This is a genomic window from Marinobacter sp. X15-166B, assembly GCF_001752365.1.
Taxonomy (GTDB): Bacteria; Pseudomonadota; Gammaproteobacteria; order Pseudomonadales; family Oleiphilaceae; genus Marinobacter.
Window position 1 is genome coordinate 3,132,272 of the sequence record NZ_MEIY01000001.1, and the last position, 22,362, is coordinate 3,154,633.

The following is a 22,362-nucleotide window of genomic DNA, read 5'->3' on the forward strand; positions in this document are numbered from 1 at the left end:
ATCGAGAACGTCAGATACAGACTTCATAAGGGTGCTTTTCGAATGAGCCTGGATTCAGAGCAATACACTTGGGGTTCGGAGCCACTGAAGAATTTCTCCAAGGAGCTTGCTTCTCATCGATACACAACCCTGGTCAGGGCCATTGTTCGCGAGTCCTCAATTTCAGTATCGCTCGGGTACACCAGGCGATAGGCAATCTCTCCCGCCAAACCCTGTTCTCTGAAAAGCTTTGCAGTTTGGGACTCCTGGTCCTAAGGGAGAGGACCGAAGCCGGTCACAATCAAGTAAGAGAGAGGAATGCGCCGTAAAGGCGCATTCCTTCTGCGATATGTTTGACCAGCAGATAGCTTACAATAGATCCTGCCGTTGGTGTCGGCGTTTCTGGTGTAGAGCGTTCGTCTCTACGGCAGACCACAGTGGGAATCACAAAGTAAGAGGAGTCCTCAATGCAAACGCGAGTGTCCCGGGAAACATCCCCTAGTGTTACGTCGCTCGACGATCTCGCAACCTTGGCCAGTTATTCGCTGGTGGACTCGCTCAACTGCGACCCGGACGGGCGGGAGCACGGGCGCGATTTCGCGCCACGGCAAGTCTTCTCGGGCCACTATGTCCCCGTCAAACCAACGCCCATCGAAAACCCCGAGTACGTCGCCCACAGCAAAGGGTTGTTTCACGAGCTGGGCTTGGCCGACAGCATGGCGCAGTCGGCCGACTTTGTTCGGGTGTTTTCCGGTAATCTCGCGGACGTTCCACAGCCGATGCGCCAGGTCGGTTGGGCCTGTGGCTATGCGCTTTCGATCTACGGTACCGAATACACCCGGCAGTGCCCGTTCCAAACCGGCAACGGATACGGCGACGGGCGCGCAATTTCAGTGCTTGAGGCCGTAATCGATGGTCGGCGCTGGGAAATGCAGCTAAAAGGTGCCGGCCGGACGCCATACTGCCGAGGCGCGGACGGACGGGCCGTGCTGCGGTCGAGTGTCCGGGAGTTCCTGGCACAGGAACACATGCACGCGCTCGGGGTACCGACGTCGCGGTCTTTGAGCTTGTACGTTTCGAAAACAGAGAAGGTCAGACGGCCGTGGTACTCGGAGGGCTCGCAGTCGAGAGATCCCGACATGCTGGTGTGGGAGCCCGTCGCGATCACCACGCGGGTCGCACCGTCGTTCATTCGGGTTGGCCAGCTTGAGCTCTTCGCCCGCCGAGCCCGCAAGCAGGAGCACCCGCAAGCGCTGGAGGAGCTCGAGCAGATTGTGGTGCATTTGATCGATCGTGAATACGCAGACGCGATCGACCAGTCACTGACCTTGACCGAAAAACTGGTGTTGCTGGCGCGCGAATTCCGCAACCGGTTAACGTCGCTCGTGGCGAACTGGGTCCGCGTCGGATACTGCCAGGGCAACTTCAACAGCGACAATTGTGCAGCCGGCGGCTTCACACTGGATTACGGCCCATTCGGATTCTGCGATGTGTTTGATCCGCATTACCAGCCATGGACGGGTGGGGGGCGTCATTTCGCATTTCTGAACCAACCGGCGGCAGCAGAACGCAACTTTCACATGTTTTGTTCGGCGCTGCGACCGTTGCTGACCGGGCATCAGGATGCTTTGCGGCAGATTGACGAGATTCGACGTGATTTTCGACGGGTGATGCAAGTTCAAATGGAAACCATGTGGGCTGCCAAACTCGGACTTGACACGTTTTCAGCAGGTTTGTTCAGCGAGCTTGCAACGCTGATGATGGACATGTCTGTTGATTACACTATGTTTTTCCGCGAGCTCTCAGGGGTGCCTGACGACATCGGCCCACTCAAGAAAAGCTTTTACAGCTGCCCGGCCTACACCGCAGACCCGGAAGGGATGAACAAGCGCTGGTCAGAGTGGCTGACGAAATGGAAATTGCTCACTCAGCATGGCTGTCGCGAGACGCTTTCCCGACAAATGAAACTCGTCAATCCGAAGTACAGTTTGCGGGACTGGCTGGTTGTGCCTGCATATCAACAAGCAGCTTCCGGGAATTACTCATCAATTCGAGAACTGCAACAGGTCATGACGCAGCCCTACGCCGAGCAAGGGAAAGACATGGAAGAGAAATACTACAGGGTGAAGCCGTTGGCGTATTTCGGAGTGGGTGGGGCGTCCCATTACAGTTGTTCATCCTGACCGGTCTGAAGACCACCGGCCTTCATAAACAAACGCTTTTCGGGCGCCTTGGCAATCGACACCATCACCCGGCCGGGTGATGGTGTACGGGCAATACTGACAAACCGGTGGCCTTGTCAGTATTGCCCGGTCAAGCGCGTGGTCAATGAACCAGCTCTTCGATCACTTTCACAACCGTCTGGCGTTTCTGCGGGTTCAAAGCGTCCGCGTGGGGGGATCCAAAACGGCCTTCATCGTTATCGAAATACCGACCTGTGGCGTTGGCAAACTCCGCCGACAGTGCAGCCCGAGTAAGCACTTCGGCCCCAATGGCGAGACTCTTTCCGTCGATACCAAAACCTTCCTTGACCATTTTGGAGCCGAGCAGGGAGCCCGGATTTACCGCGACAAACACCCGATCGCCTGAGGTATCAGCTTCAGCCATGGCTATGGTCCACATGGTTAACGCCAGTTTGCTCTGGGCGTAGGCGGCCATGTCATCGATAAACCGGTGCTTTCCCCGGAGGCCATCCAGTTCCACAGCCGATTGAGCAGCGGAAGACAGGTTAACAACCCGGGCGCCTGGCGCCAGTATCGGCAACAAGCTTTGCGTCAGCAGGTAGGGCGCCACGGTGTTGACCGCAAACCGCACATCGAGCCCGTCTCGCGTCACCGTGTCAGGTGTGCGCAGGACTCCGGCATTGTTGATGAGCACATCCAGCTGATCGTGGGCCTGTAAGATGGAGTCGGCCAGTTGCCTGACGTCGCTCAGACGGGACAGGTCAGCCGTGTAGGTGTAGATCTGTCCGGCGCCATCACTTTCGGTCAACTGCCGTTCTGCCGCCGCCAATTTTTCCGGGTTACGGCCGTGCAGCAACAACGTGTGGCCCTCGGAGTGCAGACGCTTGGCGGTCTCGAGGCCAATGCCATCGGTGGCGCCAGTAATCAGAATCTTCTTTTTCATCGGCGGTCTCCATACGCTCGTAAGACGGGAAGAAATACAGATAGTAAAGACAGCTTACGCCCGAACTGAAGCCTAATTCCACAGAAAGTACTAAGTTACCGCAACCGTAGAAAATGGCTTACCGGCCACCCTCCACAGAAAGTGCTAAACAAACCTAAAGTGAATTCTAGAAGATAGTTTCCTGACACCCGACCTCTGCAACTGCCCACCATCATCTGGTCTCGGTCACTTCAGCCCTCGACAATCGGATCGATATTTACAGCGCCTGATCTGGCTTCTTCAATGTCCTTATAAACCACATAGAACCCAGCGCGACTGCAGTGGCTGTTCAGATACGTGAAGACAGGGCTCGGGAGGGCTCACCGATTGGTAAAAAACCGAGAACGTCAGATACAGACTTCATAAGGGTGCTTTTCGAATGAGCCTAGATTCAGAGCGAAGCTTTCGCCATCCATCTTTACCTCGTAATACACTTGGGTTCCGGAACCACTGAAGAATTTCTCCAAGGAGCTTGCTTCTCGTCGATACACGACGCTGGTCAGGACCATTGTCCGCGAGTCCTCAATTTCAGTATCGCTCGGGTACACCGGGCGATAGGCAATCTCTCCCGCCAAACCCTGTTCTCTGAAAAGCTTTGCAGTTTGGGACTCCTGTTCCTCTTGAATACGGGTAACGTACAGAGTCGACGTGATTGAGCGCTCCTTCAGTGTTGATGCCAAAAATTTTTTTTCAACTGTGCAGTCTTCGAACCTCTCCAACCCAGGCGAAAACCACGCAGAGAATGCAAGGTTAGGGATAAGACCGAAGCCGGTCACAATCCAGAACGAGAGAGGAATGCGCCGTAAAGGCGCATTCCTTCTGCGATTACTCCAGCTTTTCGTAACTGAAGCGATCACGGATGTACTCATTGAAATACCCTCCCTTCTGCTTCCGCCAGGATTGTTGTATACGCAGAATTGATATCGGCCAGAAATTCCTGAACTGTTGCGACGCCTTCTGGCGTATTGACGTACTCCGGATCGTTGTTCAGGAATTGTTTGATTGCCAACTGTGCCGAAGCGTTGGCGTCTTCAAATTTTTGCCTCGCCACTTCAATGACTTGGCTTATGGCGTTTTCTGATTCATTGTGAGCACCATGCACAGTGGGGGAGAACCCCCAACCGTAAAGATAGGACTGCACAAACTCTTCGATAGCCTGGAGGTTGGCGCGGTAGCTGCTCCAGTCAGTGAACATGCCGTTTATATAGAAAATTTCAACTCTGTCGACATTGGTTTCGCAGGCCGCGATAGCGCCTGTCGAGCACGCAGTGAGCACAGAAGCCGCAAAAATTCGCTTCATAAACATATCCAAAATCCTTTTCAGAGAGCGGAAAGCGCATTGCACGTAGCGTCTTCGGGGTAGGGGACTTCTTGGTCATCCATTACTTTGACCAACATATTCTGAAGTTTATATTTCGCTTCAATACGATCGAGGGTGTTGAAGTACGAGGTCTCCTGCCATGTTGTGCCCTGATGGAGTTCTTGCATTTCACGTTTGCAGGCTTCTGCGATCATCAGCCTCTCAAGGACAGCGCGCGCGTTGGCAGGTGTGGCCTGGAAGTCGTCCGTTGCCGATTCGATCAATCCTCCATAGGCTCTGCCGGCAGCCAAGGCGTAGGGCTTAATCGATTCGGGTAGTCCGCTAAAGATAATGGCCTCTTCGTAGTCATCTCGAATGCCATTGTGATTATTATCGATACCCACCAACGTATCCATCTGGTCGGAGCGGTGATCATAATCTGGAATGTCGTAAAACAGACCGGGATGAGTGAATTCCAGCCATCGATGGGGACGATCGAGGCTGCCAGAACTTGACGGTACATTGATTCCCCGTGAAATGTAGTACTGGCCCTCATGCTCGACAACCTTTCCGAGGAAGTAGAGACGCATTGGGTCAAAATTTTTGAATCTATCATACTGAATCTTGCGCCAACGGATGGGGTGATGCTCGGGATGTTCACCCCTTGTTGGGAGCACGCTCATATACATGTCGTAGCGGATCTTGACCAGTTCTCCACGTTTGTAGAGTTTGTCTGGGTTCCAAGACTGCATCTCGTTAAATGAAATCGCGTGAGCAACTAATCGATAAGCGGGATCGCGCCCCCGCCTGGGGCGTCGGGCTTGGGCTCCGATCCTATAAAGCCCGTTCTATTCCGGTTGGGACGCGTCATTCAGTCGCTACGGCTCATACAGAAATGACAATGAATACAGCTATGCGGTAGACGTCGGTGCCTACCTGCTAGGAAATCGCATTCGGATTGGTATCGGCGCCAACGGCAAAGAATTTAACCAATGGGACTCAACAGCCGATTGGCGGCTGACCATTGGCCTATCAGATTTAGGGGGTACCGCGTACTGGCTTACTCGCATCGCCAATTAGCCCATTACACGATGACGCTCGGCTGGATGGCTTTGCGTTGGTCAGCATCCGGTCTGAAGGAACACAACAAATCGAAAAAATACCGGAATACTTCATAAGCCTCTAATACGGGGTCAGGGTCAAGTAACGGAATTACTGGGAAGCAGCAGGATTAAAGACTGGGGGCAGGTCACGTGATGGATTCATTAGCCAACGGACGCAGGATCAAATGCCTGACGATCGTAGACGACTTCACCAAGGAATGCCTCGACATTCCTGTTGCCTTGGGAATCTCAGGCGAACAGGTGGTTCGCACTCTGGATGGTGTTGCCGCTTTCCGAGGCTACCCAAAAGCGGTGAGAACCGATCAGGGGCCGGAATTCACTGGCAGAGTACTCGATCAATGGGCCTACCGCCATGGCGTTGAACTGAAGCTGATCCAGCCCGGAAAGCCGATGCAGAATGGTTATGTCGAAAACTTTAACGGGAAATTGCGGGATGAATGTCTGAATGAGCACTGGTTCCGGGATCTCGCCCACGCCCGCGAGAAGATCAGTACTTGGCGCTTGGACTACAATGAGCAGCGGCCACATTCATCCTTGGGGTACCAGACGCCTCTGGAGTTTGCCTCGGCCATCCGACTTGGAACAACTGGTTCAAAAGTAACGGACATTACTAGAGAACAGTTGGATTAAAGAGCGGGGGCAGGTCAACCTCACCCTAGGGAATGTCCAATACTCCTAAATATTGGACATGCCGTGAAACCCTTCAAATAAAGGGTTATACAGAATCTTTCCAACCCAGGCCTATTGCTCTGTTTCCAACAATTTGCCGCGCAGGAGCAAGCAAACCGGTTGTATCCCGGCTCGTTGTCTTGATACCGAGTTAGTTGTGATATGCCTGAAGCTGAACCGTCTGGACCGCACCGCTGCTGTGACCACAGCGGCAAGAACTACAGACCCGATGGTGACGACTCCTGGCTGCGTTGCAGTTTGACCGCTTGTTGAATGAACACAGCATCTTACCGACAGGGTTGAACGCCTGGCGCTCAACGCAGATTGTCAGACCCCGGGCGTTAACACCGTTCGACACACCGGCAGTTACTGGCAGTTTGGATCGCCTGAAGGTGCGGCCGCAAGACCTCAGTTTGGCGGAGGGTTTGCAGTGCCTGTCCACAGACTGAGCGATGGGCTGTATACGCAGGAATTCGACACTTCGCCAACACTTGCACCTGAGCGCTCGTGAATGAGCAGATTCACAAGCTCTTTGCAGTCGAGGCCACCTCAACAGCCTTGGCCGAGATCTGCCTGTTGAGGAAATAAGCCCCGCTTGCCCTGACATACGCATGCACTACTTCGTGTAATGTATATTATGTTAAATGATGGCTTAGCGAGGGTTTGTACAATGTGCCGAAGTTACGCTCCGGGTCGGGCCTGGTGCTCGTTAACCAGCACCCTGACCCGAGTGGCCCGACCGAAGGTGCGTCTAATGGTGCAGACCTTCAACGTGTAATGGTTGGTCTCCAGCACCAGCACGCGTAAATCTCCGGCTTCGACGCGGCACTGGGCAGATGCGCTGGTGATAAACCTGCGGATGCTTTGACCTCACCTACACCCATACCGTGGCCAAACAGCTCGTTCGCCCCTGAACAACAGTGTATCCGTAGCCACAAGTCTGGCCTCGGTCAGGCTATTATTTAAGGCTCTGTAAGACAGTGATACCGTAGCGGGTTGTGAAACGGCGTATCTGTCAGATCAATTAGAACGACCACTGCAGAAAAACGTGGCGGTAATGATGGATTTTCAGTGCTTAGGCGGTGTTCCCAAAACACTTTAAGAACATTATTCAACCCAATGCTTTTTATCGATATTTACACTGCCCGCCTGTAAGACATCGTTGCGCCCTATTCTGATCACCCCACGGATCCCGCCGAACAGAGCGACACCCTGCGAGAGCATCTTGCTCAGGCTTACTTGCTGGATCCGTTGTCCCATGCCGCTGCGAATCAGTTTGCCGAACCGATGCGCGCGGGATAGATTATCCGTACATACGGATGCCCCTGATTCGTACCCCGCATCGGTTTTCGTTAGCCAGGCCGACGGCTTCGGCTTCCTCATATTTCTTCCGGCTGGTGTCTACCAGGTTTCCCCAAACGGCCGCAGGTCAAGTTCGAATGTCCAGGCGGACGGATCCTGATGGCATAGCATCCAGACGGCATCGGCAACCGCTGCAGGTTTGACGAAAAAATCATCCGGCTGATCTGCACGCCGCGCGCGTGTGCGGGGTAAATCAACCACCCCGTCGATCAACACATTGGCGACATGAATTTTTTCGGGACCCAACTGGCGGGCCAGAGACTGAGCCAAACTGCGCTGGGCCGCCTTGGCGGAAGCAAAAGGGGCGGTATTGGCACGTCCCCGGGTGGCCGCTGAGGCGCTGGTCACCACGATGCTGGCCGTGTCGTGTTGGCGCAGCTGGGGTAAGGCGGCCTTGGTAGCCGCGACCAACCCCTGCACATTGACCCGCCAGTTGGCTTCAAAATCTTCCACACTGGCGTCTTCTACACTCTTAAAGACGCCACCACCTGCGTTGTAAAGCAACACCGACACCGGCCCCAATTGCTGCTCGATAGACTGGAAGGTGGTCTCCGCGTTGCGCCAGTCGGTAGCATCGTATTCCCAGGCGTGGCTGTTTGGAAGCCGTTGGGCCAGAGAGTTTATATAAGTCCCGCTGCGTGCCAACATTGCTACCTGGAAGCCTCCTTCACTGAAACGGCGGGCCAGAGCTTCCCCGTTTCCCGGACCTACACCGACGATCACACAGACTTGGTTCATTGCGCACTCCTTCCCATCATCATTGAGAACATCCGCCACTCACGTTAACCGACTGACGCCAATAACAACAGGCTCAGCTTGAGCATTATGGTTTTTGACGATTGTTGCCTTGTCAGTCATGGGAAACTTTGTCGATTGGTAGCGGACTGCACCTTCGCAGCACAATCCTGTATGGATCAGTTATTCACCAGTCCCCCATCCACCACCAGATTTTGTCCGGTCACGGCGCGTGCCCAAGGCGAGGCAAAAAACACCGCGGCATCGGCAAACTCGGCCGGCGTGGTTACTCGCCGCAGTGGCGTATTGGCAGCGATAAAATCAAACACTGCTTCCGGTGTGGCCGCAGAGGCATCGGTTGTGCGCAGCAGACCGCCGGAAATCATATTGACGGTGATGTTATCGGGTCCCAAATCTTTCGCCAGAGTACGAGTTAATGACAGCAGCGCGGCTTTACCGGCGGTGTAATCATGATATGGCACCACCGGATTCTGAAACAGGTTGGTGCCCACATTCACAATGCGGCCAAAACCCGCTTCGCGCATCCCTTCCATGGCCCCCTGGGTGGTGTTCAGGGCACCACCGACTACGCCGGCAAATTGCTGGTTCATATTCTCCCAGCTCAGCTGCGCCGCAGTCGGGCGCGCATCGCCATTAAACGAAAAGTCCGGTAACGCATTGTTGACCACAGTGGTCACGGGCATTCCAAAGTGCTGCCGGGCCTGCGCAAACATGGCGCGTACCGCGGCGGTGTCGGTAACATCGGCTTGAACCGCGAGTAAGTGTTCGGGAGCCTCGCTCGCCAGCCGCTGTGCTGCTTCCGCGCTGTTGCGGTAATTGACGACCACTCTGGCGCCCTCACGCAAAAAAGCACGCACCAGGTGCTCGCCCAAACCACGCGCCGCGCCGGTGACAAGGACCAGTTGGTGTTCCAGATGGATAGAGTTTTGCATAAACACCTCAAGAGTGAGGCGAAGGTACGCTGTGCAGGCAGATGCGGTATCAGGCTGCGACTGACATCCCTTCGCCAGTGTGAACTGGATCAGGTTCAACGGGTGTGATCTCAGCCCTGTACGCAGGACACCCCGTGTCGACCCGAGACTTTAGCACATTCTCCGCGCTCAACCTCCCTCACCTGCAGCAAAATGCCTGACGCACTGCCCCTCGTTCTGCGCTCTTGGCGAGGAAGGAGTGAATAGTGATGCGATAAGTGGAGTGCTTGTGGGTGGTAATTGGTTGCAGGCTGGGGTCTTTATTTTAAAAAACATTCGTATGTTGGTATATTATAAAGAGGTGAATATCAGGAGGTTAGCATGTCGAAATACACCGCCAGTCAGTTGCAGGCCATTGAAGACATCAATGTACGTATTGCCGCGCTGCGGACGGTATTGAACGATCTGAAGTCGGCCTTGCGCCAGTGCGATCTGGTGCAGGCGCGCGTGGCGGTAGTCCCCCGGCCCAAAAAAGAGGACGAAGAAATCCCCCCGGAGCGGATCGAACCCCAAGCCCTCAGTGGCCAGGAGGCGTTTGACCGGACCTTGTTCGCGCTGACCGACTGGTATGGCGATGGCGTGCACTCGACCAAAGCTGTCGCCCGCACCCCCGGTGCCGTTGTGCTGCAATCCGAGGAGGCAACCGCGAACCTCATCGGTCAACTCGCGCACGACGCCAACGTGTTAAAGGATCAGATTCGCCAGCTGATTCCGCGACTCGGAAACCGGGACGACAGGTTTGAACTGTTGCACAATCACCACCACATGCTGGTGACCTTGCAGTTGATCCGGCAGTTGCTTGTGCTGCCCTCCGCGCCGCCGGTCCAGAGCCTCACGTTCACCTGGGGAGTGAAAACCGAAATAAAGAAGGTAACGGTCGAGCAAACCTGCCAGCGCATCGCTCGGTACCTCACTGCCCCACCCCCGCAGGGTATGACTGCAGGCGAATGGCAATCCAGTGTAAATACAGAACTGGCCCGGGTGAGTTCGCTGCCAGAGAACACCGAGCTGCGTCATCGTCGGGTATTGGTGGTTCGCCCCATGGTGAATATCCGTCGTCACCTCTCGCCTGCCGAAAGAGAGGCGCGGCGTGAAAAGTGGGCGCAAGAAGGGAAATTTGATCAACCGGTTACGCTGCGTGAAGCGCACACTCCGTTGATTGCGGTCAACCCGTCGCACCCGATAAAAGTGGGGGCACTTGGTATCTACTGCGCGCTCGAGCGCCGCCAGCGCCGCCAACGCAGCGGTCGAAAAACGGCGGAGGAGCCGATTTCGCCGCTCGTGCCGGTGTATTTGGTCAAACCCGGCCGCTGAGCTGCGGGGCTCAATCGTCCAGCACATACCGGTTGCGCCCAGCTCCAACCCCGGCCGCCGTGGCACCCAAACCAATCAAGATCAGAAACACCCCGGCCACCCGCCAGTCGCCGGTCATACCATGCAACACGCCCAGCAACAGCGGGCCTGCGGCCGCCATGGTGTAACCAAGACTCTGGGCCATCCCCGACAGCCGTGCGGCGGTACCCGCATCACGGGCGCGGATGGCCAACAAGGTCAACGCCATACTGAAAGTACCACCCTGCCCGAGCCCCAGAACAATAACCCACATCCATACGTCATCGCTCGGGCCGTAAATGCTGCCAGCCATGCCGACCAGTGTCAGCGTCATGACCAGCACAATCATTGCGCGCTGATCGCGCATGTAACTGGCAACCCAGGGCGCCATGATCGCGGAAACAACCTGCACCATGATAGAAGCAGAAACCGCCAGGCCTGCTTCGACGGCGTCAATGCCCTTGTCCTGAAGAATGGTTGGCAGCCAGCCGAACACGGTGTAAGCGAGGGAGGATTGCAGTCCCATGTATAAGGCCACTTGCCACGCCAGTTTGTCACGGAAGAGGGATTTGGCAACCGCACTGACCGGTTCCCTGGGGACACGTTTGCCATCCAGTCGGGTCCACCAAACGATGGCCGCAACCACCGCCGGCAGCAGCCAGAAGGCCAGTGCCGGCCGCCAGTCGTCGTTCATAAGCTGGCGTAAAGGCTCAGACGCTCCGGTCGCCAGGGCCGCGCCAAAACACAGAGTGGCCGTGTACAGCCCGGTTAGCAGGCTGGCGTGTTGCGGGTAATCCCGTTTTACCATCCCCGGGAGCAGCACACCGGCTATACCGATACAGCCTCCGGCCACGGCGGTGCCCAGAAACAACCCGCTGACACCGGTGTACGGGCGGACAAGCTGGGCCAGGGCCAGCACTAATAAAACGGCCAGCACAGCCCGCTCAATACCCAATGATCGGGCCAGCCTGGGGGCCAGCGGTGCCGCCAGTCCGAGGAACAGCACCGGTAAGGTCGTAAGCACGCCCTGTTCAGCGGACGACAGGGTCAGGGTTTCGCCGATCCGCCGCAGCAAGGGACCAACGCCGGTTAGTGCTGGTCGTAAATTGACAGCGACCAGCATCAAACCGATCAGCCCAAGGATGGCCGTGCGGGTGTGAGTGGAGCTTGAGTTGTTCATATTCGGCTACGGGATCCAAACCAAGAAGGGTATGTGGGCGGTTCCTGCTTACAGATACGGCGTCATCAAAGCCGCGATGGCATCTCTCAAGCGAACCAGTATAGAGCGGTCAGAAAGTTGTTGGTAAGACATCAGCCGGCTTCGGTTGATCAGATCGTTAGCGTGTTTGCGCAATTCTGCATTAACGGATTCGGAGAACACTTCTACTCCGAGTTCAAAGTTCAGCCTCAGACTCCGCGGGTCCAGATTTGCGGAACCGACAAAACAGTACCCCTGGTCGATGCACAGTAATTTGGTATGGGAGAATGGTGGGGGCTGGTAGTAAATGTTGATGCCCCATTGACTCAATTCGATCAGGCTGCTTCGGCTGGCCCAGTTCATATAAGGGAGATTGTTTTTCTCCGGCAACACAACGCTGACCCTGACCCCCCGCATGGAGGCCGACATCAACGCAGAAATCAGCTCCCGACTCGGTAAAAAATAAGGGGTAATAATCAAGATAGAGTGGGACGCGGTACTGACCACAGCGGCGAGGGTAAGTTCCAACGCGTCGATCTGCTGGTCCGGGCCGTCCGCAATAAGTCGGCAGCCCGCGTCGCCCTGTTCGCCGGTTGCTCGCATGGGCGGGTCGGCGAGCGCCTGGCGTGGTCGCGCACGGGTGTAGCGCCAGTCCTGCTCAAACAGGTCCGCCAGAGCCGGTACAATAGGGCCCATGAATTTAAAATGGATATCGGCGATCCGCTTTTTCCTGGTCGCGTACTCGCAGTTGTCCTCACTGATATTCATCCCCCCTGCGAAAGCAATGTGGTTGTCCACCACCAATAATTTACGGTGGTTCCTGAGGTTGATGTATATGCTCGGCGGTATCAGCCGTGGGGGCAGAAAGCGCACCACACGGACCCCGCGTTTTTTCAACACCGTCGAGATGCGCCGGAAGGAATAGTGTTCGCCGACGCCATCGATGAGCACTCGAACATCCACCCCGCGCGCAACGGCTGCCGCCAGACGGTCGACAAAGCTTTGCCCGGCCCGGTCCGGCTTGAAAATATAGGATGCCAGCAGTATCCGGTGCCGCGCCGCGTCGATTGCGGCAAGCATCTGGGGGTAGGCCTGATCGCCGTTGTAGAGCGCTTTTACATGATTGCCTTCGGTGATGTCCGAGCCACTAACCAGAAACCCCGCAAGCTGCTGGGGGCGGGACGGTGAGTGTTCCGGCCTTACGGCCAGCGCTTGTTTTATATGGTCGCCGGCCAGTTGCTGTTTGAGGGTTTGGGCTCTCAGGCGAACCCTGTTGATACCAAACAGGTAATAAACGATGGGCCCGAGATAAGGAATAAACAAACACGCCATGATCCAGCCGGTCGCGGCGCGAGTGTCCCGCTTGAACAGCAGTACGTGGGTGATGGTCAGTGTGGCCGGAGCCAAGTGCAGCACAACAAAAAACAAATTGAGAAGGATATCTGCTACTCCCGAGCACCGTGCCAGTCGTGGGAACCTGAATACGACTCACCGTCAAAAACTAACATATTCATTTTTCAAAAGGTAGCCGGGGCACGCCCCGATCAGCCACTAATTACTTGTCCGGCAAGGGGATATACTCGTGCTCATCCCCCGGCACTGTCGGGAACTTGCCCGCCACCCAGTCTTTCTTGGCCTGCTCGATTCGCTCTTTACGACTGGACACGAAGTTCCACTCGATAAAACGCTTTTGCAGGTGCCCACCGCCGATAATGGCCAACCGGGATTCCTGGGTGGCCGTCACGGTCACACCGGGCATGTCGGAAAGCACGGCCATGGAGTGCGCTGTCAGTTCGGTATCCTGGGCCTTGAGCGCTCCATCCGCCAGGTAAAGGGCCCGCTCTTCGGCATCCGGCAGTTGCAAGGATTGCCCGGGTTGCAGAAGTGCCTCAACGTACAGAGTGTCAGAAAACACCCGCACCGGCGAGGTCGCGCCGTAGGCACTGCCCATCATCACTCTCACCGGGACACCGTTCACTTCAACAGCCGGTATTTCACTGCCGGGATAATGCAGAAACGCCGGTGCGGTCTCTTCCTGGTCTTCCGGTAAGGCCAGCCAAAGTTGCAACCCGTGCAACGTGTGATCTGCTTGTGTGGTCTCCGGCCGCTCCCGTTCAGAATGCACAATGCCCCGACCAGCGACCATTAAATTAATATCACCGGGCCGAATACTTTGCAGGCTGCCCAACGAATCCCGATGCAGTATTTCACCTTCAAACAAATAGGTAACAGTGGCAATGCCGATGTGTGGGTGGGGCCTTACGTTAATCCCCTGCCCCGCCGGGAAGTTGGCCGGCCCCATGTGATCGAAAAACACCCAGGGACCGACCTTTCTCAGTCGCGTCGTCGGCAATAAACGACGCACGGTGAATCCGCCCAGATCCGCCTCCTTTGGATGGAGAATCAGCTCTATTGCGGTACACCGGGAAAACCTTACTTCGCATTTCTGCTTCACATGGGTCAGAACGTTGCTCATCTGACGACCTCCTTGTTGCTGGTTTGTACGGCATTGACTGCCTGCCATTCAACCAGCTGTCGGTGCATGTGAATACTATAGCCCTGAATCAGAAACCGTGGGTTTTTCCGCTCTCAAACTCCCGCCTGAAGGCGATTTCAATGAGCCTGCCCAGCCCAACCGAGGTCTGCCAGACCCTAACAACCTCCGACACTCATAAAAATAATTAATGCTTAGTTGACAAATAGTTACAGAGATTTTCGACCGGATCAGGCAAAATCTTGCCCGCTATTCAGGTGTTAGCCAAGGGCCGCTTATTCATGATATTCAGACTCTTCATCGTATTGCTCTCCGTCCTCGTTGCACAGCCGGCGCTGGCGCAACCGACGTCCTTCCGGCAAGCCAAATTGGAACTGCGCAAACAGGTGTATCACGACCAGAATCAATCCACAGACGGATCCTTGTATTGTGGCTGTAACTGGCAATGGGTCGGCGCGTCGGGTGGCCGGGTGGATCTGGCATCCTGCGGTTATGTGGTGCGCAAACAACAGACCCGCGCCGAGCGCATTGAATGGGAGCACGTGGTGCCTGCCTGGGTGATGGGACATCAGCGCCAATGCTGGCAAAAAGGCGGACGCCGGGAGTGTGCCGCCAGCGATCCGCTGTTCAGAGTAATGGAAGCCGACATGCACAATCTGGCTCCGGCTATCGGTGAGGTGAACGCCGACCGCAGCAATTATTCCTTTGGAGTGTTACCGGGTACCCAACCGCAGCACGGCAAATGCGAGGTGCGCGTGGCCTTTGACCAGCGTGCGGTGGAGCCACGGGACGCGGTCAAAGGACAGATCGCCCGCACCTACTTTTATATCCACGACCGCTACAATCTGCGGATGAGCCGTCAGCAGCAACAGCTTTTAATGGCCTGGGACCGGCAGTTCCCGGTCTCTCAGTGGGAAAGGGAACGGGATCGGCGGATTGCCGCTATCATGGGACACCACAACCCGTTTGTGACCGGGGAGCGCAGTTGGGCGCTTGGCCATCGCAATCTGGCAGAAGGCGTGCGGGCGGTAGATCCGTTGCCGGATACCGTGTCGGTTACCCAACAGGTCAAGGTCCTGGGCAATACCCGCTCCAACGTCTATCACTTATCCGAGGGGTGCCCGAGTTACAACCGGGTGTCTGAAGCCAACCGCATCTATTTCCAAAGCTCCCAGGAGGCCGAAGCCGCCGGGTACCGCAAGGCCGGAAACTGCATATAGCGACCAGTCAGGTGAATCTGCACTCATCGGGCTGCAGGGTGAGTGTTTCTGACTCGCACCCCGACCTAAAAATTCGCGTTGTAACTGAACACCAGGCCGGACCGATCTTCGAGTTTCTGATCTTTACCAGTCAGGTAAGGCACGTCATCCTGCCGGTAAAAGGCCCTGACCTCAAAACCCGAAGCAAACAATTTTCCGATTGCCAGGATGTCCCGGCTTTCCGTGGCGGAATTGACCGGGTGAGTCTGGTCGAAGTTCGCAACCTCCATCCAGGCCAACGCGTCCATCCGGTCCATTTTTTCATGGGTGTACTGTAGCAAAAGCCCCATGGCTGGTAGCGTGGCCCTGGCCGTTAGGAACACCCCCTTCTGATCTATGTCGAAAGACTCATTGGGGGTTGACTCTCCTTGCGAGCCTTCCTCGGTTAGCCCGGTGACGAACCAACTCCCTTGTGCTTTGAAGTCCAGGGTCAGCCACGAAAAAGTCTCTTTCCGGTAATCGATGCCAAACACCATACGCTGATCGTTGTGCTTTCCCGAAGTAAAGCTACCCACCGCAGAGCCTTCCTTGTTCATCAGATAACCGGTGTAGAGGGTCAGCTGGTTGATCGGAGAGATGCTGGCGAACGCTTCGAAAACCGGCGTGTTATTGCCCTTCTCATTGACATCGAGCTTGCCCCCCAGGTAATTGTTCGCACCCAACCTTGGCTTGTCATCCCCCCCCATGATCCCAAGCCCGATGTGAATCCTGTCATCCCAACCACGCACTCCCATCCGCGCGCCGTTGAAAATACCCGTTGCCATCAGGGCAGCATTCGGAGCTTCAGGAGAAACCAGATACAGGCCGCCAGGCTTGGTGCCCATGAAGTTGATGAACCGTCCGACCTGCCAGAACATCCAGTTGTGATCCCGTCCTACCCAGGCTTCACGCAAGGGATGGTCTCCGTAATAATACAGATCCGTCCCCAGATTCCTGTATATATCCCTGTAGACCGGATCGGAGCTGTCCTGATACATCTCGTCACCGAGGCCCACAAACTCAAGCCTGGCTTGCCAGGGCCCGTTAGTCGCTGTCAGTCCAGCCAGCGCCCGAGTGAGTTTAATCTGATGTTCGCGGCCGGCGGCACCATCCTTAAGATGATCATTCATAAAGACACCACCGACCAGTTCTATGGTTGTTGTCAGCTTGCTGGCCATGAATGTCGGCCAAACGGAGTCCGCGGCAGAAACAATCGGCGCAGCCAGTGAGGCCAGCGCCACGAGGGAGGGGAACACCTTCTTCGTCACGACACCACCTCCTTGTGCTTTGTCTCTCGCTCAATTCCAATCGAGCTGGTTTTAAGAGCATAGCAGTCAGCTGACAAAAAACACGGCCCGGGATAATGACTTGCCGGCCTGTTCCGAAACGGCAGTCAAATAATGTGACAGCGGACATAAAAAAGGGCCTGTTGCACAACAACAGACCCTGTCATGAAATTCTCCTGCCTTAAACGCGACTCATAAACTTGCGTTCTTCCACGTTTACCCGAATGCGGTCACCGCTGGCAATATGCTCAGGCACCTGAATAACCAGCCCCGTTGGCAGAGTCGCGGGTTTGGTCCGTGCGGTTGCTGAGCCGCCTTTGACCGAAGGTGCGGTGTCCACAATTTCCAGCTCTACCGTGGGCGGCAAATCGAGAGCCACCGGGGCATCGTCGACCAGAATTACCACAACGCCTTCAGTTTCCTCGGTGACGAACAGCAACTCGTCCTCAATTGCCTCTTTATTCAGGCTGTACTGGGTGAAATCTTCGCTGTCCATGAACACATACTCGTCCCCGTCAGAGTATGAGAAGGTGGCTGAACGACGGGTCAGATCGGCAAGATTCAACATGTCCGAGTCTTTGAACGTATGGTCTACCTTATTGTTGGTGACCACGTCATACAACCGCATACGATAAAGGCTCCCACCGGCACGGCCTTGGGGCACAGAGCGCTCAATGTCTCTGACAAAATACACGTTACCTTCAAACTCAATCGCCGAATTCTTCTTGATTTCACTGGCTCTAGGCATCTTTCAAAGCTCCACAAAGACCTCAATGGCATATAAATCCGACTGCAACGAATGCGCATTGCGCTGGCTGCTCTCTCGTCCAGAATCGCAGAGTATACGCTGTTTGGGAGTAACACCAAAGATGCCGGGTCTGACACTTGAGTATTTTTCTTTTTTAACTCAGGTGCTTATCAAAAAATTGCAAGGTGCGCGACCAAGCCAGCTCGGCTTCATCCTTGGCATAGCGAGCGGTGGAGTCATTGTGAAAACCATGGTTCACGCCCTCATACACATAGGCCGTATACTCCACGTCAGCCGCTTTCAGGCTGGCTTCGTAGTCCGGCCAGGTGGCGTTGACACGGTCGTCGTTACCGGCGAAGTGCAGTTGCAAGGGGGCGCGAATGTTGCCGTGCAGAGCTTCCGCTGCCGGTGTGCCATAGAACGGCACGCCAGCGTCGAGCTCATCACCAAGGGTTGCTGCGAGCAAGTTGACAATATAGCCGCCAAAACAGAAACCAACCGCACCGAGTTTGTCGGTGGTCAGCTCATGGCGCTTGAGAAAATGAGCGGCGGCAATGAAGTCTTCTTCAATTTTAGGCCGCTCCAGACTGCTCTGCATGGCGCGCCCTTCATCGTCATTGCCCGGGTAACCGCCCAGGCTGTACAAGGCATCGGGGGCAAAGGCAACATAGCCCTGCAAGGCCAACCGACGGGCAACGTCTTCGATGTACGGGTTCAACCCCCGGTTTTCATGGACCACCAGGACCGCCGGCGCCTGACCTTGCAAATCCTGTGGCACCACCAGATAACCACGGCCGCGACCGTGGCCCTTGGGGGCTGGAAAGGTACTGTAAGTCGCGATGATGCGGGGATGATTGAAAGACACTTGCGCGGCCTTGACATAATCGGGCATTAACGCCGCTGTCAAAAACCCTGTGCTGTAGCCGAGCGCAGTCAGGGTTCCCAATTTATGCATAAACGTACGACGATCCATCAGACCGTGTGCGTATGCGTCGTACCAATCAAAAGCTTCTTGCGGGATCGGCCGAACGGATTCCGCCGGTATTACGATGTCGCGCTGCTTGCTCATCACTGACAGCTCCCCTGTCCCGGGATTACTATTTCAGCTTAGCAGCTGCCAGCCAAACCGGAAGGTCAGGTCCCCCTGAAAGGGCGCGCAGCCTGCCTTGGGCTATCGGAAGCGGTGCGCTGACAGGCCTTGGATGATCACTCTCCCCGGGACCCGGCAGAGCTCAGCTGGCCGTTGTGCAGCAGCAGACTCGCCGTTTGCTGCGCCAGCGCCAAAGCTGCCCAGGCGTGTTGTCACTGACCACCGGCCCGAACGTCTGTAACCTGAATGACGTTCGGGCCGGGCACCGGGCGGGGCTAATCCTCCGGCATCGGTCCGTTGGCGGCCCTGGACTGCCGGCCAAGCTCTGCCGCCAGGTTGATCGCCATGCTCAGGCCGCGGCGGGCGTCTTCGTCTTTATTCAGGCGGCGCAAACTTTGCCAAATAGTAGGAGGGGTTTCGTCTCGAGCCGCTTGCGCTGATGCATACCTGAGAGCATTGCTGAGGGCCCAGACTCCGCCGACACCGTTCTCATACAACGCCATCAGTTTTTCCACCATCGCTTCATCGGCCATTTCAATGACATCCGACGTCGCCGCCAGCAGATCCACGATGTTGTGCAATCGCCTGCCCTGGATCAGCGGCGCGACCTTAATCAGCAGGTCGGACATGCCGTCCAGGGTTGCCTGATCCTGCAGCTCGGGGATGGTTTTCAGCACTTGTTCCAGTGACATGGGCTCAGCTACGGCCATAGATTCGCTATTCATTGGTGATCTCCTTTTCACACCAGACCACGGGCGACAGACCAATAAATTCCGCGGTTGAAACCTTTACGCATTAGCCCGCCAATCTTGGTTGGCGGAGTCGGAATAACATCCACATCGTAGTCGTACCAAAGCGGCATACCGGCCTCCAGGCCCATTTGTGCGATAGCCTGTACCCGACCGTCATACTCGGCCGGCGTTTCACCATGGCGCACCAACCCCGCAATATTGTTACAAACAACCGGCGACTGATTGTGGCAACTACCGCCCGCCTTGCTGATCGGCAGATCAACGGTGTCGCCCATGACGAACACATTTTCATGCCCTTCGAGTTGCAAGGTTTGACGATCCGTTGGCAGCCAGCCTTCGTTATTGGGAGCCTGGGAGACACCTGAGTTAAGAACAGCATCCACCGCACGTATTGGTGGGGTTTGCATCAGGATATCGAAATCTTCTTCTTCGCCCTCCTCAGAAATGGCTACTTTGCGCTCTGGGTCCACACTCGCAAGGGTGAAGCTCCGTTTGTGTTTGATGCCTTTCGAATCGAAAATCGTGGGCAGAACCTCTCCCGTGTCTTTTTGTAAAAACAAACAGTTACGGATAAGTTGTGACACGGTTGGATAGGTATAAACAATTTCTATCTGATCCCGCACACCGCGCTGACGCAGAAAATCGTCGAGCATAAGGGTGGTTTCGATCGGCGCAATACCGCATTGATGAGGGACGTTGGGCGTGGTCGGAAAGGTCACGCCGATAAATATGCGGCCTCTCTCTATGGTGGATATTTTCTTGTAAAGGTCGCGCGCGGGGCCGTGCTGGTAAAAGTGATCTCCGGCTTCTTTTAGACCACTGATACGCTCCGGGGCAGGGATACACCCAGTCGAAACAACGAGATAATCGTAGTCAAAGGATTTACCGGATGACAGCCTCAGGCGGCTGTTCTTGAATTCAAAGCCTTCCACCTCATCCAGCACGAAATGGATTTCCGGGCGCAGCAAAGAGGCTTGGGGCCGACGCAGTTCATCCTTATAGAATGCGCCGAATGCAACGTACATAAACGCCGGTTTGTAGTAGTGCCAGGGGCTGTTAGAGATTAACGTCACCCTGACCTTGCCCCTGGTTATCTCAGGGTAGAGTTTCTCCACCAGGTTATTTGCGGTCATCGTGCCGCCGATACCGCCACCAACCACGACGATATTGTGAATCATGTTACCTCTCCTTGTGGGATATAATCCTTCTGTGTTTTTGTTGTTATGAAAGAGTGTCAGATTCCTCCTTGTGCAGAATTTCCTGTAGCGCCCGGAAGGGTAATAATGCGGAATCATGCCGGGTCGGCATTGAAGCGGCGTGCTGGAATATCAGCAACTCGGGCCAAATCAGATCCTGTTGCGCCGGAACCTGGTTGTTTAATATCTGTTCCAGCTGGACCCGCACGCGCGCTATGTCTGCGGCGGTCATGCCCAACGCGCGCTCGTAAACGATGGCGGTGGTCGCTTGTCCCAATGAACAGGCGCGGACCTGGTAGCCCAGAGAGCGTACCCGACCAGCGTCTACCACGGCATCGAGAGTCAGCCTGCTGCCACACAATTGCCGGCTGTACACCGTCCTGGTGTGTACATTGGATCCCGTCAAACGACGATCCCGCCGTACCCGGGACATGTAGCGTTTAAGGTGCAGAATGAACGCTTCCGCACTCAACTCCGTTCTGGCCCTGGCTCCACTATCCAACGTCTCACCTCGTCCCTGCCGGTAGCGTCCTTAGGAACAGACTAGCAAACAGAATAAAAAACAGACAGTTATTAGCTCATTCTTGTGAATCCGATCTGCTTTGGCCCAACAACCCCAGCTCTTTCATGAACTCGATCTGACTTTGCAACACCTGGTTGGCGAGTTTGTCGTCCGCGGCAGCTTCCTGCCAGGCTGCCATTGCTGTTGGCCGGGCGCGGGCGACCACTGTCGGGTCGAGGTGGATGACTTCTACGCCCTGCTCCTGAAATTTTCTCAGCGCAGCCGCGTCCTCGGCGAGAATGCGTTGTCTGAGCGCTGCGGAAATTTCACGGGCCGCCACTTCCAGTGCGGCTTTGTAGGAACTGGGCAGCCTGTTGTAGGCACGCTGGTTAGCAACGTAACTGGTGGCCGTGGTGGGTTGGTGAAACCCGGGCACAATCACATACTTGGCGACGTCCCCCAAACCAGCCTCCAAATTCGCAATCAAATCCCCCCGATCGGCAAAATCAACCACACCGTTCGCCAACGCCGGGTAAACCTTCCCAATGGGCAACGGGGTCACGTCCACACCAAACTTGTACATCACCAGACTCGCCAATCCGACAAAACGCCCCTTTTTACCTTTTACATCGTCCAGTGAATGCAACGGGAAATTGGCATGCAGAGGTTCCTGCCCGTAAATCGTCGGGGCTATGTAGAACAATCCGTTGCTGGCGTATGCCTGGCGCGCAAACTCCAGTCCTCCCCGTTCGTAAAACCAGGCTTCGTACTGATCCGGATGCGGAAAACCAAACGGCACGCTGCTGGTGAACGCAAACGCCGGGGTGATGCCGGTTTCATAGCCGTCGAAAGTTTTCATCATTTCAACGGTGCCTTTGCGAACCGCGTCAAATGCCCGAGTCGCAGACACCAGCTCGCCCTCTCCGAACACCCGGATGCTGAACTTGCCATCCGTGAGCTGAGCCACCCGCTGAACGAACTTCTTCTCGTATTCGTAAGGGGTCGAACCCGCTTCCCACAATACCTGCATGCGCCAGTTCACAGTAGGTTTGCCGGCCGCAGCCGCACTATTCGACCCCATCAGCACAACCGCAACCAAGCCACATAAAGCCCACCGCAGCGGCGTTGTTATCTTCTCTGCCTGTTGGGTGGTCATCTTGCCCTCCATTGATGGGGTGATGTAAATGACTCAATAAGCGG

At 55.6% G+C, this 22,362-nt stretch carries 20 protein-coding genes, 1 pseudogene and 1 riboswitch; of the genes and pseudogenes, 4 read left to right on the forward strand and 17 right to left on the reverse strand.

The features are described 5' to 3' along the window. Window positions 1-446 precede the first annotated feature (446 nt). Window positions 447-2,162, forward strand: coding sequence for a protein adenylyltransferase SelO (locus BG841_RS14770; RefSeq protein WP_070058343.1), 1,716 nt, complete (start codon window positions 447-449; stop codon window positions 2,160-2,162). 142 nt (window positions 2,163-2,304) lie between these two features. On the opposite strand, the gene BG841_RS14775 is transcribed toward BG841_RS14770, so the two are convergent. The 4 genes from BG841_RS14775 to BG841_RS14790 all read right to left on the reverse strand — a co-directional run bounded on the left by BG841_RS14775 (window position 2,305) and on the right by BG841_RS14790 (window position 5,133). Beyond that, window positions 2,305-3,105 (reverse strand): SDR family NAD(P)-dependent oxidoreductase, encoded by an 801-nt coding sequence (locus tag BG841_RS14775; protein WP_070058344.1) that lies wholly within the window; start codon window positions 3,103-3,105, stop codon window positions 2,305-2,307. A gap of 386 nt (window positions 3,106-3,491) precedes the next feature. Further along, on the reverse strand, window positions 3,492-4,013 hold the full coding sequence (locus BG841_RS14780; protein WP_070058345.1) for a hypothetical protein: 522 nt from the start codon (window positions 4,011-4,013) through the stop codon (window positions 3,492-3,494). Then, window positions 4,010-4,444: a hypothetical protein gene (locus tag BG841_RS14785; RefSeq protein WP_141737111.1), complete on the reverse strand. Its 435-nt coding sequence runs from the start codon at window positions 4,442-4,444 to the stop codon at window positions 4,010-4,012. The genes BG841_RS14780 and BG841_RS14785 overlap by 4 nt, the downstream gene beginning before the upstream one ends. Before the next feature lie 20 nt (window positions 4,445-4,464). Continuing rightward, complete coding sequence (locus BG841_RS14790) at window positions 4,465-5,133, reverse strand: hypothetical protein (RefSeq protein ID WP_141737112.1); 669 nt, start codon at window positions 5,131-5,133, stop codon at window positions 4,465-4,467. 564 nt (window positions 5,134-5,697) lie between these two features. On the opposite strand from BG841_RS14790, the pseudogene BG841_RS14795 reads away from it, so the two are divergent. Next, a pseudogene (locus BG841_RS14795) lies at window positions 5,698-6,198 on the forward strand (integrase core domain-containing protein); the annotation flags it as partial. A gap of 1,146 nt (window positions 6,199-7,344) precedes the next feature. On the opposite strand, the gene BG841_RS17105 reads toward BG841_RS14795, so the two are convergent. The 3 genes from BG841_RS17105 to BG841_RS14810 form a co-directional block, all read right to left on the reverse strand. Then, a complete protein-coding gene (locus tag BG841_RS17105; protein ID WP_070058349.1) occupies window positions 7,345-7,620 on the reverse strand; it encodes a hypothetical protein in 276 nt (91 codons plus the stop codon). An 18-nt stretch (window positions 7,621-7,638) separates the two neighbouring features. Further along, window positions 7,639-8,337 carry an SDR family NAD(P)-dependent oxidoreductase gene (locus BG841_RS14805; protein ID WP_070058350.1) on the reverse strand — a complete coding sequence of 233 codons (699 nt, stop codon included), beginning with the start codon at window positions 8,335-8,337 and terminating at the stop codon, window positions 7,639-7,641. A gap of 176 nt (window positions 8,338-8,513) precedes the next feature. After that, window positions 8,514-9,287: a 3-oxoacyl-ACP reductase gene (locus tag BG841_RS14810; protein ID WP_070058351.1), complete on the reverse strand. Its 774-nt coding sequence runs from the start codon at window positions 9,285-9,287 to the stop codon at window positions 8,514-8,516. A 49-nt stretch (window positions 9,288-9,336) separates the two neighbouring features. Then, window positions 9,337-9,432: riboswitch (TPP riboswitch) on the reverse strand. A 215-nt stretch (window positions 9,433-9,647) separates the two neighbouring features. Here BG841_RS14810 and BG841_RS14815 point away from each other — a divergent pair. Then, complete coding sequence (locus BG841_RS14815) at window positions 9,648-10,640, forward strand: DNA replication terminus site-binding protein (RefSeq protein WP_070058352.1); 993 nt, start codon at window positions 9,648-9,650, stop codon at window positions 10,638-10,640. 10 nt (window positions 10,641-10,650) lie between these two features. On the opposite strand, the gene BG841_RS14820 is transcribed toward BG841_RS14815, so the two are convergent. From BG841_RS14820 to BG841_RS14830, 3 genes are all read right to left on the reverse strand, one after another. Next, entirely contained in the window at window positions 10,651-11,838 is a 1,188-nt protein-coding gene (locus BG841_RS14820) for a CynX/NimT family MFS transporter (RefSeq protein WP_070058353.1), read from the reverse strand. 48 nt (window positions 11,839-11,886) lie between these two features. Beyond that, entirely contained in the window at window positions 11,887-13,272 is a 1,386-nt protein-coding gene (locus tag BG841_RS14825) for a phospholipase D-like domain-containing protein (protein WP_141737113.1), read from the reverse strand. A gap of 139 nt (window positions 13,273-13,411) precedes the next feature. Further along, the gene (locus BG841_RS14830) at window positions 13,412-14,332 is read right to left on the reverse strand and encodes a pirin family protein (protein ID WP_070058355.1); all 921 of its coding nucleotides are present in this window, start codon (window positions 14,330-14,332) and stop codon (window positions 13,412-13,414) included. Between the two features lie 299 nt (window positions 14,333-14,631). Between BG841_RS14830 and BG841_RS14835 the strand changes: the two genes are divergently transcribed. Then, a complete protein-coding gene (locus BG841_RS14835) occupies window positions 14,632-15,570 on the forward strand; it encodes an endonuclease (protein WP_070058356.1) in 939 nt (312 codons plus the stop codon). Window positions 15,571-15,635: 65 nt separating this feature from the next. Here the strand turns inward: BG841_RS14835 and BG841_RS14840 are convergent, their stop codons facing one another. The 7 genes from BG841_RS14840 to dctP all read right to left on the reverse strand — a co-directional run bounded on the left by BG841_RS14840 (window position 15,636) and on the right by dctP (window position 22,318). After that, complete coding sequence (locus BG841_RS14840; RefSeq protein WP_070058357.1) at window positions 15,636-16,856, reverse strand: hypothetical protein; 1,221 nt, start codon at window positions 16,854-16,856, stop codon at window positions 15,636-15,638. A 199-nt stretch (window positions 16,857-17,055) separates the two neighbouring features. Further along, window positions 17,056-17,622, reverse strand: a complete 567-nt coding sequence (gene yeiP, locus BG841_RS14845; protein ID WP_070058358.1) for an elongation factor P-like protein YeiP — start codon at window positions 17,620-17,622, stop codon at window positions 17,056-17,058. 154 nt (window positions 17,623-17,776) lie between these two features. Then, on the reverse strand, window positions 17,777-18,691 hold the full coding sequence (locus tag BG841_RS14850; protein WP_070058359.1) for a dienelactone hydrolase family protein: 915 nt from the start codon (window positions 18,689-18,691) through the stop codon (window positions 17,777-17,779). Window positions 18,692-18,987: 296 nt separating this feature from the next. Beyond that, window positions 18,988-19,437 (reverse strand): DUF1641 domain-containing protein, encoded by a 450-nt coding sequence (locus BG841_RS14855; protein ID WP_070058360.1) that lies wholly within the window; start codon window positions 19,435-19,437, stop codon window positions 18,988-18,990. 14 nt (window positions 19,438-19,451) lie between these two features. After that, window positions 19,452-20,642, reverse strand: a complete 1,191-nt coding sequence (locus BG841_RS14860) for an NAD(P)/FAD-dependent oxidoreductase (RefSeq protein ID WP_070058361.1) — start codon at window positions 20,640-20,642, stop codon at window positions 19,452-19,454. A 43-nt stretch (window positions 20,643-20,685) separates the two neighbouring features. After that, window positions 20,686-21,162: an iron-sulfur cluster assembly scaffold protein gene (locus tag BG841_RS14865; RefSeq protein ID WP_083260278.1), complete on the reverse strand. Its 477-nt coding sequence runs from the start codon at window positions 21,160-21,162 to the stop codon at window positions 20,686-20,688. A gap of 76 nt (window positions 21,163-21,238) precedes the next feature. After that, window positions 21,239-22,318 carry a TRAP transporter substrate-binding protein DctP gene (dctP, locus tag BG841_RS14870; protein ID WP_070058362.1) on the reverse strand — a complete coding sequence of 360 codons (1,080 nt, stop codon included), beginning with the start codon at window positions 22,316-22,318 and terminating at the stop codon, window positions 21,239-21,241. Between the last annotated feature and the right edge of the window lie 44 nt (window positions 22,319-22,362).

Excerpts from the sequence above, each read along its gene's own strand:
- BG841_RS14785 (WP_141737111.1), bottom strand. The coding sequence starts at position 4,444 with ATGAAGCGAATTTTTGCGGCTTCTGTGCTCACTGCGTGCTCGACAGGC.
- BG841_RS14770 (WP_070058343.1), top strand. The coding sequence starts at position 447 with ATGCAAACGCGAGTGTCCCGGGAAACATCCCCTAGTGTTACGTCGCTC.
- BG841_RS14860 (WP_070058361.1), bottom strand. The coding sequence starts at position 20,642 with ATGATTCACAATATCGTCGTGGTTGGTGGCGGTATCGGCGGCACGATG.
- BG841_RS14775 (WP_070058344.1), bottom strand. The coding sequence starts at position 3,105 with ATGAAAAAGAAGATTCTGATTACTGGCGCCACCGATGGCATTGGCCTC.
- BG841_RS14810 (WP_070058351.1), bottom strand. The coding sequence starts at position 9,287 with ATGCAAAACTCTATCCATCTGGAACACCAACTGGTCCTTGTCACCGGC.
- BG841_RS14805 (WP_070058350.1), bottom strand. The coding sequence starts at position 8,337 with ATGAACCAAGTCTGTGTGATCGTCGGTGTAGGTCCGGGAAACGGGGAA.
- BG841_RS17105 (WP_070058349.1), bottom strand. The coding sequence starts at position 7,620 with ATGAGGAAGCCGAAGCCGTCGGCCTGGCTAACGAAAACCGATGCGGGG.
- BG841_RS14855 (WP_070058360.1), bottom strand. The coding sequence starts at position 19,437 with ATGAATAGCGAATCTATGGCCGTAGCTGAGCCCATGTCACTGGAACAA.
- dctP (WP_070058362.1), bottom strand. The coding sequence starts at position 22,318 with ATGACCACCCAACAGGCAGAGAAGATAACAACGCCGCTGCGGTGGGCT.
- BG841_RS14830 (WP_070058355.1), bottom strand. The coding sequence starts at position 14,332 with ATGAGCAACGTTCTGACCCATGTGAAGCAGAAATGCGAAGTAAGGTTT.
- BG841_RS14815 (WP_070058352.1), top strand. The coding sequence starts at position 9,648 with ATGTCGAAATACACCGCCAGTCAGTTGCAGGCCATTGAAGACATCAAT.
- BG841_RS14835 (WP_070058356.1), top strand. The coding sequence starts at position 14,632 with ATGATATTCAGACTCTTCATCGTATTGCTCTCCGTCCTCGTTGCACAG.
- BG841_RS14820 (WP_070058353.1), bottom strand. The coding sequence starts at position 11,838 with ATGAACAACTCAAGCTCCACTCACACCCGCACGGCCATCCTTGGGCTG.
- BG841_RS14790 (WP_141737112.1), bottom strand. The coding sequence starts at position 5,133 with ATGTATATGAGCGTGCTCCCAACAAGGGGTGAACATCCCGAGCATCAC.
- BG841_RS14780 (WP_070058345.1), bottom strand. The coding sequence starts at position 4,013 with ATGAGTACATCCGTGATCGCTTCAGTTACGAAAAGCTGGAGTAATCGC.
- yeiP (WP_070058358.1), bottom strand. The coding sequence starts at position 17,622 with ATGCCTAGAGCCAGTGAAATCAAGAAGAATTCGGCGATTGAGTTTGAA.
- BG841_RS14850 (WP_070058359.1), bottom strand. The coding sequence starts at position 18,691 with ATGAGCAAGCAGCGCGACATCGTAATACCGGCGGAATCCGTTCGGCCG.